The organism is Amycolatopsis sp. NPDC088138, assembly GCF_044741685.1.
In the GTDB taxonomy this organism is placed as follows: Bacteria; Actinomycetota; Actinomycetes; order Mycobacteriales; family Pseudonocardiaceae; genus Amycolatopsis.
In genome coordinates, this window is record NZ_JBIUTB010000009.1 from 343,920 (window position 1) to 358,551 (window position 14,632).

Annotated in this window: 14 protein-coding genes; 10 read left to right on the top strand and 4 right to left on the bottom strand. The window is 73.1% G+C overall.

Features of this window, described 5'->3' with window-relative positions:
* The first annotated feature begins 178 nt into the window (after window positions 1–178).
* Entirely contained in the window at window positions 179–1,408 is a 1,230-nt protein-coding gene (locus ACIOD2_RS46025) for a hypothetical protein (RefSeq protein WP_400551990.1), read from the top strand.
* Window position 1,409: 1 nt separating this feature from the next.
* Here ACIOD2_RS46025 and ACIOD2_RS46030 read toward each other — a convergent pair whose 3' ends face one another.
* On the bottom strand, window positions 1,410–2,393 hold the full coding sequence (locus ACIOD2_RS46030; protein ID WP_400551991.1) for a DUF5937 family protein: 984 nt from the start codon (window positions 2,391–2,393) through the stop codon (window positions 1,410–1,412).
* Window positions 2,394–2,459: 66 nt separating this feature from the next.
* Here ACIOD2_RS46030 and ACIOD2_RS46035 point away from each other — a divergent pair, with 66 nt between their 5' ends.
* Window positions 2,460–3,647: an MFS transporter gene (locus ACIOD2_RS46035; RefSeq protein ID WP_400551992.1), complete on the top strand. Its 1,188-nt coding sequence runs from the start codon at window positions 2,460–2,462 to the stop codon at window positions 3,645–3,647.
* 4 nt (window positions 3,648–3,651) lie between these two features.
* Here the strand turns inward: ACIOD2_RS46035 and ACIOD2_RS46040 are convergent, their stop codons facing one another.
* The 3 genes from ACIOD2_RS46040 to ACIOD2_RS46050 all read right to left on the bottom strand — a co-directional run bounded on the left by ACIOD2_RS46040 (window position 3,652) and on the right by ACIOD2_RS46050 (window position 6,148).
* On the bottom strand, window positions 3,652–3,852 hold the full coding sequence (locus tag ACIOD2_RS46040) for a hypothetical protein (RefSeq protein ID WP_392776859.1): 201 nt from the start codon (window positions 3,850–3,852) through the stop codon (window positions 3,652–3,654).
* 39 nt (window positions 3,853–3,891) lie between these two features.
* The gene (locus ACIOD2_RS46045) at window positions 3,892–4,290 is read right to left on the bottom strand and encodes a DUF6010 family protein (RefSeq protein ID WP_400551993.1); all 399 of its coding nucleotides are present in this window, start codon (window positions 4,288–4,290) and stop codon (window positions 3,892–3,894) included.
* A gap of 79 nt (window positions 4,291–4,369) precedes the next feature.
* Window positions 4,370–6,148 carry a flavin-containing monooxygenase gene (locus ACIOD2_RS46050; protein WP_400551994.1) on the bottom strand — a complete coding sequence of 593 codons (1,779 nt, stop codon included), beginning with the start codon at window positions 6,146–6,148 and terminating at the stop codon, window positions 4,370–4,372.
* A 98-nt stretch (window positions 6,149–6,246) separates the two neighbouring features.
* Here ACIOD2_RS46050 and ACIOD2_RS46055 point away from each other — a divergent pair, with 98 nt between their 5' ends.
* The 8 genes from ACIOD2_RS46055 to menC all read left to right on the top strand — a co-directional run bounded on the left by ACIOD2_RS46055 (window position 6,247) and on the right by menC (window position 14,598).
* The gene (locus ACIOD2_RS46055; RefSeq protein WP_400551995.1) at window positions 6,247–7,230 is read left to right on the top strand and encodes an SDR family NAD(P)-dependent oxidoreductase; all 984 of its coding nucleotides are present in this window, start codon (window positions 6,247–6,249) and stop codon (window positions 7,228–7,230) included.
* The gene (locus ACIOD2_RS46060; protein ID WP_400551996.1) at window positions 7,227–8,114 is read left to right on the top strand and encodes an alpha/beta hydrolase; all 888 of its coding nucleotides are present in this window, start codon (window positions 7,227–7,229) and stop codon (window positions 8,112–8,114) included. The genes ACIOD2_RS46055 and ACIOD2_RS46060 overlap by 4 nt, the downstream gene beginning before the upstream one ends.
* Window positions 8,115–8,130: 16 nt before the next feature.
* Window positions 8,131–9,021, top strand: coding sequence for an alpha/beta hydrolase fold domain-containing protein (locus ACIOD2_RS46065; protein ID WP_400551997.1), 891 nt, complete (start codon window positions 8,131–8,133; stop codon window positions 9,019–9,021).
* 27 nt (window positions 9,022–9,048) lie between these two features.
* Window positions 9,049–9,696, top strand: a complete 648-nt coding sequence (locus ACIOD2_RS46070) for a TetR/AcrR family transcriptional regulator (RefSeq protein WP_400551998.1) — start codon at window positions 9,049–9,051, stop codon at window positions 9,694–9,696.
* 283 nt (window positions 9,697–9,979) lie between these two features.
* A complete protein-coding gene (locus ACIOD2_RS46075; protein ID WP_400551999.1) occupies window positions 9,980–11,446 on the top strand; it encodes an amidohydrolase family protein in 1,467 nt (488 codons plus the stop codon).
* Window positions 11,443–12,573, top strand: a complete 1,131-nt coding sequence (locus ACIOD2_RS46080) for a M20 family metallopeptidase (RefSeq protein ID WP_400552000.1) — start codon at window positions 11,443–11,445, stop codon at window positions 12,571–12,573. The genes ACIOD2_RS46075 and ACIOD2_RS46080 overlap by 4 nt, the downstream gene beginning before the upstream one ends.
* Window positions 12,574–12,604: 31 nt before the next feature.
* Window positions 12,605–13,498, top strand: a complete 894-nt coding sequence (locus ACIOD2_RS46085; RefSeq protein WP_400552001.1) for a GNAT family N-acetyltransferase — start codon at window positions 12,605–12,607, stop codon at window positions 13,496–13,498.
* Window positions 13,495–14,598, top strand: a complete 1,104-nt coding sequence (gene menC / locus ACIOD2_RS46090) for an o-succinylbenzoate synthase (RefSeq protein ID WP_400552002.1) — start codon at window positions 13,495–13,497, stop codon at window positions 14,596–14,598. Before ACIOD2_RS46085 ends, menC begins: the two co-directional genes overlap by 4 nt.
* The last annotated feature ends 34 nt before the right edge of the window (window positions 14,599–14,632 follow it).

A 14,632-nucleotide genomic window follows, 5' to 3' on the forward strand; every position in this document is an offset into this window, starting at 1 on the left:
CGCGAGTGTCGATGGAGGATTTGGGACGCCGAGTGTCCAGAATCCTCCATCGACGAACGCTGAGGGCCCTGCCTTGGCGCGACCCTGGGCGGAGCCGTCGCCGGAGCTTCAGCGGGTACAACGAGTAGTACAAGTGCCGTTGTACGAAATTTGGATCACCGGGTGCGGCAATGGCGCCATGCGAACTCCGAAAGTGCTCCTTCTCGCGCTGGCCGTGGTGGCCGGCGCACTGGCGCTGCCCGGTACGGCGAGCGCCGCCTACAGCGACCCGCTGACGACCACGACCAAGCAGAACCTGGTCTGGCACGCGACCCCGGCCGCCGCGTTGACCGCGCTGGACAACGCGCTGCCGAACGTCAGCCTCAACACCGTCGTCAACGACCCCAGCTACGCGATGACCGGCTGCACCGGCGCGGAGAAGGCCGCGCTGCCCAAGGCGCCGGCCGCCACGAAGTCGCTGTGCTGGGACGCTGAACGTGCGGGCAGCACGACCTGGGTCCCGCAGGGCATCACGACCTCCGGTGACGCCGACGACGACGGTATGTGGGGCGCGGACAAGATCATCCTGTCCGGCTGGCACAGCACCGACGCGCTCGGCCGCTACGACGACGCGCGGATCCAGGCGGTCGACTACGACAACCCCGCCTCCGCCGCGCACCGGATGATGTACCTGGCCGTGCCGAACAGCACCGGCAGCAGCTTCACGGCGGCGAAGGCCCACATGGGCGGGATGGCCTGGTACGGCGACAAGATCTACGTCACCGCCGTCGGGAACACCTCGACCGCGATCCGGGTGTTCAGCACCCAGCACATCCTGCAGCTGACCGACACGACGTCGAACGCGATCGGCAAGACGTCCGGCGGATATGCGGCGTACACGTACAAGTACGCGATGATGCAGGTCGGCTACTACACCTACGCGGGCGGCACGTGCAGCATGGCCTCCGATACCGGGGTGCCGTGCTTCTCGTCGATCTCCCTGGACCGCAGCACGAGCCCGGCCAGCGTCGTGACGACGGAGTACTTCTCCGACCAGAGCCTCCACGGCCGGCTCTACCGCTTCCCGATGGGCACGGACTACCTGCTGACCGGGACCGCGGCGGAGGCGTTCCGCAGCTCGGTGGGCAACATGCAGGGCGTGCTGTCCCACGGCGGCAAGTGGTACGTCGCCCACAGCTCGGCCACGATCAACGGCCAGCTCTGGACCCAGACGACGGCGCAGAGCACGTCGGCCACGTGCGGCTCCACCGCCGCGTGCTGGGCCGTCCACCCGGAGGCCTTGACGTACGACTGGTCGACGGGCCTGGTCTGGTCCCAGTCGGAGTGGTCGACGGCGGACTGCAAGGCGCAGAGCCAGACCTGCGGCCGGTCGGTGTTCGCGGTGCCGTTGTCGTCGCTGGCGGCCTGAGTCAGCGGTCGAGCAGGGCCGTTCCGAGCGCCGTGACCAGGTAGAGGACCTGGCGCCCGGAACGTTCCCGCTCGACCAGCCCGCTCTCGCGCAGGACACCGAGGTGCTGGGACACGGCGCTGGGCGTGACGCCGAGTGCTCGCGCGAGGTCGGTCGTCGTCGCCGGGGACCGCAGCGCCTCGAGCAGCTCGGCGCGTGCCCGGCCGAGCAGCCGGACCGTGCTGCCCGGCGGCGGCCGCGTGCCCGCCGTCCAGAGCGTCCCGCGCCCGCGCGCCGGGTAGCGCACGGTGGTCTGCGTCGAGGTGTTCCCCTTGATCACCGCGTACGGCGAGCCGAGCACGACCGGGATGAGGACCAGCCCGCCGGGTCCCCGGTTCACGAAGCGGTCCGCCCGCCAGCGCTTTCCGGTCTGCAGCAGCTTTCCCGCCTCCCAGCGCAGGTCCGGGTGCAGGCCGGTGAACAGCTTCGCGCTGCCGCCCGCGGCGAGCTGCCGGGCGCGGTGCCCGACGTCGGCGTCGAGCACCGCCCGGATCCGCGGCCAGTGCGGCGCGACGAGCCGGTCGTGCGCCGCGCGCAGCTCCGCGGCGATCGTGGCCAGGCCGGCCTTCGGGTGCGCGGCGAGCGCCGCGACGGGACCGGGGAGCGTGTCCCCGAAGACCCGGCCGAGGCTGGCCCGGACCTGACGCGTGGTGGTCCGCCGCAGCGCGGCCAGGTCGTCGTCGATCGACGGGCCGGAGCCGCGCGGGGCGGGGACGAGGAATTCGGGCCAGTTGGGCCGGTCGCTGATGAGCAACGGCCAGGTCAGCGCGAGATCCAGCGGCGCGCTCGCGAGTTCGTCCTCGGCCCACCGCAGCCACGGAAGATTGGCGGCCTCCCGGTCGCGCCCGGCCAGCTGCTGCAGGCAGGCCACGGTTTCCGACAGCGGCGAGATCGCGAAGCGGGTCGTCGCCAGCTCGGCCACCCCGAGTTCGATCGTCAGCGCCATGGTCCGAGTATGTAGCCACGGGCTAAATGCTGTCCCGTTTTCCCGCGGCGCCGAAGGATTTCCGGTATGACGCGGATCGAGACACCCTTGCCGAGGACGTACTGGCGGCTGTGGTGGGCGACCGGGATCGACAACCTGGGCAACGGTGCGTTCGCGGCCGCGGTACCGCTGCTCGCCGTGACGGTCACGCGGGATCCCCGGCTCGTCTCGCTCGTCTCCGCCGCCGCGTACCTGCCGTGGCTGCTGTTGTCCCTGCCCGCCGGATCGCTGGCCGACCGGCACGACCGGGCCGGGCTGATGTGGCGCGCGCAGGCCTTCCAGGCGATCGTGGCCGGGGCCACCGCCGTCCTGGTCGCGACGGGTGCGGCCGGGATCGGAGTCCTCGTGGTGGCCGCGTTCGCGCTCGGCGCGGGTGACGTCGTGTTCGGGAACGCGGCGCAGGCGATCCTGCCCGACGTCGTCGCGAAACCGCTGCTGCACCGGGCCAACGGCCGGCAGCAGGCGATCACCACCGTCACCCAGCAGTTCGCCGGGCCACCGCTCGGTGGCCTGCTCTTCGCGGTGTCCGCGGCGCTGCCGCTGGGGGTGGACGCCGTTTCGTTCGCCCTGTCGGCGGCGCTGGTGGCAAAGCTGCCCCGGCGTACCGCCCGGCCGGCCGGACGCGCGGCGATCGGGGAGGGCGTCCGCTGGCTCCGCCGGCAGCCGTTGCTGCGCACGCTCGCGGCGCTGCTCGGCGTCAACACCTTCTGCGGGCAGCTCGCCTACGTGACCCTGGTGCTGCTCGCCACCCAGACCCTGCACGCCGACGCGCGCGGCTACGGGCTGCTGCTGGCGGGAGCGGCGGCCGGGAGCGTGCTCGGCGGCCTGGTCAACGCGCGGGTCGTCGCCCGGATCGGCGCGCTCCCGGCGCTGCTCACCGCGCTGAGCGTCAACGTCGTCGCGTTCGCGGGGGTCGGTTTCAGCCCCGGCCTGGTGGTGCTCGGCGCGTTCCTCGCGGTGAACGGGTTCGCCACGACGCTGTGGAACATCGTGACCGTCGGCCTCCGCCAGCAGCTGGTCCCGCCGGGGCTGCTGGGGCGGGTCACCAGCGTCTACCGGCTGCTCGGCTGGGGCCTGATCCCGCTCGGCACCCTCGCCGGCGGCCTGGTCGCCCACGGGTTCGGCCTGCGCGTGCCGTACCTGGTCGCGGCCGTGGTGCGGGGGCTCGCGCTGGTGGCGGCGGTGCCGGTCCTGGTGCGGCACCGGCCGTCCTGAGGCCTCAGCCGGAGTGGCCGCAGGCGAGGGTCGGCGCGCCGGCCAGCGCGGCGCACGCCGGGCACCGGGTCACCGGGCGGTCGCGGCGGCCCCAGTACGGGTGGGTGGCACCGCACAGGGCCGTGACGCGCTCACCCGGCTGGGGGTCCGGGTGGCACCTGGGGCAGTAGGCGTGCGCGGCGCGTTCGACGGCGGAGCTGCTCATAGGGCACCGGATACCCGGGACACCCGGGCCGCAACCCCGTTACCGGGTGATGCGCGCACGCAGGGGTGTCAGCACCGAACGCCCGCCCGTGAAGCACCAGATCGCGATGACCGGGTCGCAGAGCGCGCAGCCGAACGACGAGTCGTGGGCGAAGGGGAGGATCGGCTGGCCCTTCAGGTGGTGGACGACGTCCCAGCCGGTGTGCAGGAGCCAGCCGATCCCGATGAACGTCCACGAATCGAGCCCGCGGAAGGCGACGTAGGTCATCACCGAGCAGAACACCAGCTCCCACGGCCCGAGCGCGCCGCCGGAGAGGTAGGCCGCGCCGGCGCCGGCGATCATCACCGCGTTGAACCGCCGCCGGTGCGGCTCGGGGATCAGCGAACCGAGCAGGACGTAGACGACGCCGATGAGGATCGGCAGCAGCACAGCGGTCATGGCCGACAACGTTAGGAACCGGGACTGGCCTCGGCCAGTGGCTGTTCTGCCATCCTCCGCCGGATTCTCGCCAACGGGTCTACATGACCTCGCTCATCCCGCCGTTCTCCCGCCACGCGGCCAGGAGCGCGTGGAAGGCGACCGGCCCGTCGCCGAACGACTGGCTGCGTTCCCGCGGCTTGCCTTCGTTGTTGTAGTAACCCGGCGTGCACTCGAGCTGGAACTGGTAGCGGTCCGGGGCTTTCTCGCTGATCGTCGCCACCCACGCGGCTTCGGCCGCCGCGGTCGGCTCCACAGTGGACGCTCCGCGCTTGCGGGCCTCGGCGACGACCGCCCCGATGTGGCTCGCCTGCTCGTCCAGGACGTGGACGAAGTTCACCGAGCTGGCGTTCTGCAGCGGGCCGAGGTGGAACAGGTTCGGGAAGCCGTGGCTGGCGAAGCCGTGCAGCGTCCGCGGCCCGTTTCGCCAGTGCTCCAGCAGGGAGACGCCGTCGCGGCCGACGATCGGCAGGCGTCCGGCCAGGACGTCCGAACCGCCGACCGAGAAGCCGGTCGCGAAGATGATGCAGTCGGCCTCGTACTCGCGGCCGCCGGCCACCACGGCCCGTTCGGTGACGGCCTCCACGCCACCGCTGTCGGCCGTGTCCACCAGGGTCACGTTGGGGCGGTTGAACGTCTGGAGGTAGTGGTCGCTGAACGTCGGGCGCTTGCACATGTAGCGGTACCAGGGCTTGAGCGCCTCGGCGGTGGCCGGGTCGGTGACGAGCTCGTCGACCCGGCCGCGCAGCTCGTTCATCTTCCGGAAGTCGGCGAGTTCGTGCGCTTCGGCCGGGACGTCCGCGTAGGCGTCGGTCGCGACCAGGTCCTTCAGCAGGCGGGCGCTGCCGGTCCAGCCGTCGGCCACCAGGTCCTCCTCGGCCCGGCCGCCGGTGACGACGGTGAGGAAGTTGTCCCGCCGCCGCCGTTGCCAGCCGGGCGCCAGCGACGCGGCCCACGCCGGATCGGTGCGCCGGTTGCCGCGAACGTCCACAGTGGACGGCGTCCGCTGGAAGACGACCAGCTCCTTCGCGTCCCGGCCGAGGTGGGGGACGACCTGGATGGCCGTCGCGCCGGTGCCGATGAGGGCGACCCGCTTGTCGGCCAGCCCGGTCAGGCCGCCGTCGGCGGTGCCGCCGGTGTAGCCGTAGTCCCACCGGCTGGTGTGGAACGTGTGCCCGGTGAACGTCTCGATGCCCGGGATGCCCGGCAGCTTCGGGTGGTCGAGCGTCCCGCTGGAGACGACGACGTAACGCGCGCGGATCTCGTCGTCGCGGTCGGTGCGGACGAGCCATTCGCCGTCGTCCCAGCGCAGTTCGCGCACGGCGGTCCGGAAGCACGCGTCGTCGTAGAGGTCGAACGTCCGCCCGATCGCCTGGGCGTGCTCCAGGATTTCCGCGCCCGGCGAGTACTTCCAGCCGGGGACGTGGCCGACCTCCTCCAGCAGCGGGAGGTACACGTAGGACTCGATGTCGCAGTGGATGCCGGGGTAGCGGTTCCAGTACCACGTGCCGCCGAAGTCGCCGCCCTTTTCGATCACGCGGATGCTCCCGACGCCGGCCTGGCGCAGGCGTGCGGCGGCGAGCAGGCCGCCGAACCCGCCGCCGATCACCACCGCCTCGACGCGGTCGCGCAGCGGTTCGCGCACCAAGTCGCCTTCGACGTACGGGTCTTCGGCGTAGTACCCGAACCGGCCGGCAGGCCGCTGGTACTGCGCGCTGCCGTCGGGCCGCAGGCGCCGGTCGCGCTCGGCGCGGTACTTCGCACGCAGGGCGTCCGGGTCGAAACCCGGGTCGGCGGGCAGGGACGGGGTGGGGGACATGGGTGCCCTTCCGGGTTCGGTGATCGGCTCACCTCCAGGTAACCCAGTTTGACAACTTTGGTCAAGCAGGTGCTTTAAAAGTGCGGTACGCTGTCGCGGTGATCACTGCGGACACGCCGATCGGCGAGTGGGTTGCGCACCCCGAAGGCGGCCCGCTCATCCGGGCCCTGCTCGCCGATGCGGGCTTCGACGAGACCGTGCTCGCGCCGATCAGCCAGGTGCCGCTGGGTCAGCTTGTCGCGCTCAGCCAGGGAAAACTCGGCCAGGACGTCGTCGACGACCTCGTCTCACGCGTCAACGGCGGGGTCGTCCCGGCCGCGATCGGGACGCGGGAGCGGACCGTTCCGGGGCGGTTCGAGGGCCGGACGGTGGTCGTGACCGGTGCGGCGTCCGGCATCGGCCGGGCCACCGCGTCCCGCATCGCGCGTGAGGGCGGCCGGGTCGTCGCGGTGGACGTCTCGGCGGATCGTCTTGACGAGTTCGCCGCGGAGACGCCCGACCTGGTCCCGGTGAGCGCGGACATCACCGACACCGCCGGGATCGAGCGGATCCTGGCCGCTGCCGGGTCCCGGATCGACGGGCTGGCCAATGTCGCGGGGATCGCCGACGACTTCTCACCCGCCCACGAGGTGAGCGACGAGCTGTGGCGGCGGGTCTTCTCGGTCAACGTCGACGGCACGTTCGGGCTCATCCGCGCGGTGCTCCCGGCGATGCTGGCGGCCGGCTCCGGCTCGATCGTGAACATCGCCTCCGAAGCCGCGTTGCGCGGTTCGGCCGCCGGGATCGCTTACACCGCCTCGAAACACGCGGTCGTCGGGATCACCCGGAACTGCGCGGTCATGTACGGGCCGCACGGCATCCGCGTCAACGCCGTCGCGCCGGGCGGGGTGGCGACCGGCATCGGGCAGAGCGCGTCACCCTCGGCGTTCGGGCAGGACCGGCTCGGCGCGTTCTTCGGGCTGATGCCGCCGATCGCCACGGCCGAGCAGCTGGCCGCGTCGATCACGTTCCTGCTGAGCGACGACGGCGCGAACGTCAACGGCGTCGTGCTGCCCTCCGACGGCGGGTGGTCGGCCCAGTGAAGCTCGCCGAAATCACGCCCGAGCTGCGCGGAAAGGCGCGGTGGCTACCCCGGTTGCCGCTGGAGCGGTCCTGGGGCCTGTGGCTGGTGCGCCGGGCCATCGCCCGGGTACGGCCCGTGGCGGTCCCGGACGTCGACGTCGAAGTCATGCCCGGGTGGCGGGTCTACCGGCCCCGCGAACCGCGGTCCGACCTGACGCTGCTGTGGATCCACGGCGGCGGCCTGGTCATCGGCAGCGCCGTCGAGGGTGACGCGTTCTGCGGGGAGACGGCGCGGGAACTGGGGATCACCGTGGTGTCGGCCGAGTACCGCCTCGCCCCGGAGAGCCCGTATCCGGCCGCGCTCGACGACTGCCACGCCGCCTGGACGTGGATCCGCGGGAACGTCGCCGAGCCGGGCCGGGTCGTCGTCGGCGGGCAGAGCGCCGGGGGCGGGCTCGCCGCCGCGCTCGTCCAGCGCCTCCGTGACGAAGGGGAGCGGCCGCTGGGGCAGTGGCTGTTCTGCCCGATGCTCGACGACCGCACCGCCGCCCGGCGCGAGCTCGACGCGCGGCGGCACCGCGGCTGGGACAACCGCCTCAACCGCTTCGGCTGGCGCGCTTACCTCGGCGTCGAACCGGGGGCGGACGTCGTCCCGCACTACGCCGTGCCCGCCCGCCGCGAGAACCTGGCCGGGCTGCCGCCGACCTGGATCGGCGTCGGCGACATCGACCTGTTCCACGACGAAGACGCCGAGTACGCTCGCCGGCTGCGCGCGGCGGGCGTCGACACCACCGTCCACGTCGTGCCGGGCGCGCCGCACGGGTTCGAGTCCTGGGCCCCCGGCACCGGCTTCGCCCGCGAGTACCTGGGTACCGCGCGGAAGTGGCTGGCCAGCTTCGCCTGACGCATGAGGAGTGCGCATGTCGGTTCTCGCGGTACCGCTGGTCGCGGACACGCTCGCGCGGCTCTTCGGCGCGATCCCGGCCGCCGGGGTCCGGCCGCACCTGCGGTTCCCCGAGATCCCGGGCCGCACGCGCGAGGTGCGGGTGCCGACCCGCCACGGCGAGGTCGAGGCCACCGTCTACGCACCGCCGTCGACTCCGGGCGGGGTGTACGTCAACGCCCACGGCGGCGGGTTCGTCGCCGGCCGCCGGACGGGCGACGACCCGTGGTGCCGCTTCCTGGCCGAGCACGCCGGGGTCACGGTGGTGAACGTCGAGTACGCGCTGGCCCCGCGGCATCGGTTCCCGGTGCCGTGCGAGCAGCTCCACGACGTGCTGCGCTGGGCCGCCGCCGAATGGCCCGCCGCGCCGCTGTGCGTCGGCGGGCAGAGCGCGGGCGGCTCGCTGGCCGCGGCGGCCGCCCGGCTGTCCCTGCGCGACGGCGGCCCGGACCTGGCGCTGCAGGTGCTGCACTACCCGCCGCTGGACCTCGTCACCGCCGCCCGCGACAAGCCGGCGGGACGCTCGGCGGTGATCAAGCCGTGGATGGGCGAGATCTTCGACACCGCCTACGTCCCCGACGTCCGGCGCCGCACGGATCCGCTGGTGTCCCCGGCCTGGGGGACCAACGGCGACGGCCTCGAGGGCATCGCACCGGCCGTCGTCGTCACCGCGGAGCTGGACCGGCTGCGCGCGGAAGCCGTGACCTACGCGGGAAAGCTCGCCGCGGCGGGTGCCCTGGTCGAGCACCGCGACGTCGCGGGCGTCGACCACGGGTACAACCTGCTCGGCGCGTCGGCCGAGCTGACGCGGGAGCTGTACGGGTTCCTGGCCGGGCACGTCCGGCGGGCCGTGACGGGGGCTCCGTAAGGTGAGGGCAGTGATCGGGGTGATGGGATGAACGTGAAGGCCGTCCGGGCGGAGCGCGCGAGCGCCACCCGGGAGAGCATCCTGACCACGGCCGAGCGGCTGTTCGCCGAGCACGGGGTGCAGGTGGTGTCCAACCGGCACATCAGCGAGGCCGCCGGCCAGGGCAACAACGCCGCCGTCAACTACCACTTCGGCACCAAGACCGACCTGGTCCGCGCGATCGCCCGCAAGCACGCCGAGCGGGTCGAGCGGCTGCGCGCGGAGCTCGTCGAGGCCATCGACGGGCCGGGCGAGCTGCGCGACTGGGTGGCCTGCCTGATCCGCCCGACCACGACGTACCTGCGGGAGCTGGGCTCCCCGACGTGGTTCGCCCGGTTCACCGCCCAGGTGCTGACCGACCCGGCGCTGCGCGCGATCATCGCCGAGGAGTCGTTGGCGTCCCCGGCGCTGGCGAAGGTCGTCGCGGGCCTGAACCGCAGCCTGTCGGTCCTCCCGCCGGACGTCCGCGCCGAGCGCGGCGACATGGCCCGCCAGCTGATGATCCACATGACGGCCGAACGCGAGCGAGCCCTGGCGGAGAACACCCCAACCCCCCGCGCCACCTGGGACGACGCGGGAACAGGCCTGATCGACGCGGTCACCGGCCTCCTCCTGGCCCCGATCACCACTTCCTGACCCGGGAGCTCCTGAGCAGCCCCCGTTTTCCACGCTACCGGCGGCCACCGACAGTTCCGCTGGCTCGGCCCAAGCGCCCCAAAGCGGCCTTGGTTGCGTCACACGCACCCAAGGGTCAGACGCACCGAAGGCCACATTGGGGCGTTCGGGACCCGGGGAGCCGCGGGTTCGTCCGCGCGGATGGACCGGGCCCCGCCGGTTCGTCGCCGCGGACCAACGGCACCGCCCGAAACCCTCCTATCGTCGCCACGACCCCAGTACGTGACGACGAGGAGGCGCAGCGGTGCGGACACTCTTGCGGGGCGGCCGGGTCGTCGACCCCGGGACCGGGTTCGACGGGGTCACCGACGTGCTCCTGGACGGCGGCAAGGTCGCCGCCGTCGGCAGCGGGCTCGAGGCGGAGACCGTCGTGGACGTCGTCGGGCTGGTCGTCGGGCCCGGGTTCGTCGACCTGCACAGCCACGTCCATTCGATCGCCGGGCAGCGGCTGCAGGCGATGGACGGCGTCACCACCGCCCTCGACCTCGAAGCCGGGCTGATGCCCATCGAGCGGGCCTACACCGAGGCCGCGGCGGCCGGGCGTCCGCTGCACTACGGCTTCTCGGCGTCCTGGAGCGGGGCCCGCGCGCAGGTGCTGGCCGGGATCGATCCGGACGCGCAGATCGAGAGCGGTCTCGCCGTGCTCGGGAACCCGGTGTGGCAACGGTCTTCGTCGGCGAAGGAGCTGGCCGCCTGGCTGTCCCTTTTGGAGGGTGAGCTGGCGGCGGGCGCGCTCGGCATCGGCATCCTGATGGGGTACGCGCCGGCCACCGAGCCGGGCGAGTTCCTCGCCGTCGCCCACCTCGCCGCCCGGGCCGGCGTGCCGACCTACACCCACGTCCGCGAGCTGATCGAGGTCGACCCGGCCATCCCGGTCGACGGCTCGGAGGAGCTCGTCGTCGCCGCGGCCGAGACCGGCGCCGCGATGCACCACTGCCACGTCAACAGCACCTCCGGCCACCACATCGACCGCGTCCTGGCCACGCTCGAGAAATCCCGCGGCGCGGGCTCCCGCGTCACGGTCGAGGCGTACCCGTACGGCGCGGGCAGCACGGCCGTCGGCGCCGCGTTCATCGACCCGGATCGCTTGCGGCTCAAGGGACTCAGCCCGTCGAGCGTGGTGATCCTGGAGACCGGCGAGCGCGTCGCGGACGCGGCCCGCCTGCGTCAGCTCCGCGAAGCCGACCCCGGCGCGCCCTGCCTTCTCGAGTTCCTCGACGAGGACAACCCCCGCGACCGCGCGCTGTTGCACCAGGCGCTCGCCTTCCCCGACTCGATCGTCGCGAGCGACGCGATGCCCGTGTACTGGCGGGACGGCCGCACCGAGACCACCGAGTGGCCACTCCCGCCGGGCGGCACGACGCACCCGCGCGCCGCCGGGACCTTCGCCAAGACCCTGCGCCTGATGGTGCGGGAGGCGGGGGAGTGGAGCTGGCTCGAAGCGTTCCGCCGCTGCTCCCACCTGCCGTCGCGGCTGCTCGACGACGTCGCGCCCGCCGCCCGCGGCAAGGGCCACCTCGGGGTCGGCGCCGACGCCGACGTCGTGGTCCTCGACCCGGCGACGCTCACCGACACCGCGACCTACGCCGACCCCACCCGGCCGTCCCGGGGCGTCCGGCACCTGTACGTCGGCGGGACTCCCGTGGTCAGCGACGGCGAGCTGCTTACCGACGCGCTCCCCGGGAAGCCGTTGCGGGGTGAGCCGCGGTGAACGACCTCCTCGCCGACATCAAGACCCTCGTCGAATGCGAGTCGCCCTCGCAGGACCACGACGCCGTCGCCCGAAGCGCCGAAGTCGTGGCGGAGATCGGCCGCCGCCTGCTGGGCGCCGAGCCCGAGCGCATCGTCGTCGACGGCTGCACGCACCTGCGCTGGCGGTTCGGCGACGGCCCGCCGCGGGTCCTGCTGCTCGGGCACCACGACACCGTGTGGCCGCTCGGTTCCCTGCGGACCCACCCGTTCTCGGTCGAGGACGGCGTCCTGCGCGGACCCGGCTGCTTCGACATGAAGGCCGGCGTCGTGATGGCCCTGCACGCGGCGGCGGCCCTGGCCGACCGCACCGGCCTGGCGATCCTGATCACCGGCGACGAAGAGATCGGCGCGCCGCGGTCCCGCTCGCTGATCGAAGAAGAGGCCAAGAGCTGCGGGGCGGTGCTGGTCCTGGAGGCCTCCGCCGACGGCGGCGCGCTGAAGACCCGGCGCAAAGGCGTCTCCCAGTACCGGATCGAGGTCGAAGGCCGGGCCGCGCACGCCGGGCTCGAACCGGAGAAGGGCGTCAACGCCGGGATCGAGATCGCCCACCAGATCCTCGCGGTGGCCGACCTCGCCGACCCGGACCGGGGCACGTCGGTCGTCCCGACCGTGCTCACGGCCGGGACGACCGGCAACACCGTGCCCGCCGCCGCGAGTGTCGCGGTCGACGTTAGGGCTTGGGACGCCGCCGAGCAGGACCGCGTCGACCGGGCGGTGCGGAACCTGAGCCCCGCGCTGGCGGGCGCGCGGATCCGGATCGCCGGCGCGGTCAACCGCGCGCCGCTGGACGCCGAGGCGTCGGCGGACCTGTTCGAACTGGCGAACTCCCTGGCGGGCGGCACGCTCACGGGCGCGTCGGTCGGCGGCGCGTCCGACGGCAACATCACCGCGGGACTGGGGATTCCGACCCTCGACGGTCTCGGCGCGGTCGGCGGCGGCGCCCACGCCGACAACGAACACGTCCTCGTCGCCGAACTGCTCCCGCGCACCGCGCTGCTCGTCACCCTGACCAAGACGTTGCTGGCCAAGGGATCTTCGTCCGCCGCGACCAACACCGGGGGCGAATCCGGTGCGGGACAACGGTGACGCGCCGGCGTTGTCCGGAAAGGATGGTCCCGTGACTGACGTTGTGACGAACACGGCCCCGTCCGTGCGGGACGAGGTGGCCGAAGCGAACACCGCGGCCGCCACCGCCGCCGCCGCATCCGGCACCGAAGTCCGCGAGCTCGTCGAGGTCGCGGAGCTGACCGCCGCGGCCCTGCTCTTCGAGTCCATCTGGCAACCCGGGCCGGGCAGCCAGCCGGTGAACTCCGAGCTGCTCCGCGCGATGGTCACGGCGGGCAACTACGTGGCCGGGGCCTTCGACGGCCCCCGGCTGCTCGGTGCCTGCTTCGGCTTCTTCGGCCGGCCGGCGAAAAGCGGGCTGCACAGCCACATCGCGGGGGTGCTGCCCGCCGGGCTCGGCCGGGGCCTCGGCTTCGCGCTCAAGCTGCACCAGCGGGCCTGGGCGCTGGCGCAGGGCGTCCCGGAGATCTCCTGGACCTTCGACCCGCTCGTGCGGCGCAACGCCCACTTCAACCTGACCAAGCTCGGCGCCCGCCCCGAGTACTACCTGCCTAACTTCTACGGCCCGATGCACGACACCATCAACGGCGGCGGCGACACCGACCGGATCATGGCCGCCTGGGACCTGGCGAGCCCGGCGGTGCGAGCCGCCGCGCTCGGCGAGCCGGCCCGGTTCGACGCCGGGGCGCTGCGGGCGCGTGGCGCGTCGACCGCACTGGCCGTGGGACCCGGCGGCGGGCCGGTGACCGGGAGCGCGGACGCGCCGGTGGTGCTCGTCGCCGTCCCGCCGGACATCGAAGCGCTCCGCCGCGCCGACCCCGACCTGGGCCGGTCGTGGCGCGTCGCGCTGCGTGAGGCGCTCGGCGGCCTGATGGCCGAAGGCGCCGAGGTCATCGGGTTCGATCGTGCCGGTTTCTACGTCGTGGCAAGGGAGCAGTCGTCGTGAAACTCACTGGTGTGGAGCTCCTCCGGGTCCGGATGCCGCTGGTGTCACCGTTCCGGACCTCGTTCGGCACGCAGGCCGAGCGCGAACTGCTGCTCCTGCGCGCGGTCACCTCCGACGGCGACGGCTGGGGCGAGTGCGGTGCGATGGTCGACCCCCTGTACTCCTCGGAGTACGTCGACGGCGTCGAGCACGTGCTGCGGACCTTCCTCGTCCCGGCGCTCCTCGCGGCCGGGGACCTGACGGCGAACAAGGTCGCCCCGCTGCTGGCGAAGTTCAAGGGTCACCGGATGGCCAAGGCCGCGCTGGAGATGGCCGTGCTCGACGCGGAACTACGCGCGCACGGCGTGTCCTTCGCGACCGCCCTGGGGTCTACAAAGGACTCGGTGCCGTGCGGGGTCTCCGTCGGGATCATGGAAACGGTCCCGCACCTGCTCGACGTCGTCGGCGGCTACCTCGACGCGGGGTACGTCCGGATCAAGCTCAAGATCGAGCCCGGTTGGGACGTCGAGCCGGTGCGCGCGGTCCGGGAACGCTTCGGCGACGACGTCCTGCTCCAGGTCGACGCCAACACCGCGTACACGCTGTCCGACATCCCGCAGCTCGCCCGGCTCGACCCGTTCGAGCTGCTGCTGATCGAGCAGCCCCTCGAAGAGGAGGACGTGCTCGGCCACGCCGAGCTGGCCAAGCACATCCGGACGCCGATCTGCCTGGACGAGTCGGTCGTGTCCGCCCGCTCGGCCGCCGACGCGATCCGGCTCGGCGCCTGCCGGATCGTCAACATCAAGCCGAGCCGGGTCGGCGGGTACCTCGAGGCGCGGCGGGTGCACGACGTCTGCGCCGCGCACGGGATCCCGGTCTGGTGCGGCGGGATGATCGAGACCGGGCTGGGCCGGGCGGCGAACGTCGCGCTGGCGTCGCTGCCCGGGTTCACCCTGCCCGGCGACACCTCGGCGTCGGACCGGTTCTACACCGAGGACATCACCGAGCCGTTCGTGCTGACCGGCGGGCACCTGCCGGTGCCGTCGGGTCCCGGCCTCGGCGTCACGCCGATCGCGGGCCGCCTCGCCGAGGTGACCACCGCGAAGAGCTGGCTCGCCTGAGCGGTTCGTCCGCCGCGACGGAAGTTTCCCCCGG

Bases quoted from the DNA above. Each gene is read 5' to 3' on its own strand.
- ACIOD2_RS46045 (WP_400551993.1), bottom strand. From the start codon at position 4,290: ATGACCGCTGTGCTGCTGCCGATCCTCATCGGCGTCGTCTACGTCCTG.
- ACIOD2_RS46070 (WP_400551998.1), top strand. From the start codon at position 9,049: ATGAACGTGAAGGCCGTCCGGGCGGAGCGCGCGAGCGCCACCCGGGAG.
- ACIOD2_RS46035 (WP_400551992.1), top strand. From the start codon at position 2,460: ATGACGCGGATCGAGACACCCTTGCCGAGGACGTACTGGCGGCTGTGG.
- ACIOD2_RS46025 (WP_400551990.1), top strand. From the start codon at position 179: ATGCGAACTCCGAAAGTGCTCCTTCTCGCGCTGGCCGTGGTGGCCGGC.
- ACIOD2_RS46050 (WP_400551994.1), bottom strand. From the start codon at position 6,148: ATGTCCCCCACCCCGTCCCTGCCCGCCGACCCGGGTTTCGACCCGGAC.
- ACIOD2_RS46065 (WP_400551997.1), top strand. From the start codon at position 8,131: ATGTCGGTTCTCGCGGTACCGCTGGTCGCGGACACGCTCGCGCGGCTC.
- ACIOD2_RS46040 (WP_392776859.1), bottom strand. From the start codon at position 3,852: ATGAGCAGCTCCGCCGTCGAACGCGCCGCGCACGCCTACTGCCCCAGG.
- ACIOD2_RS46030 (WP_400551991.1), bottom strand. From the start codon at position 2,393: ATGGCGCTGACGATCGAACTCGGGGTGGCCGAGCTGGCGACGACCCGC.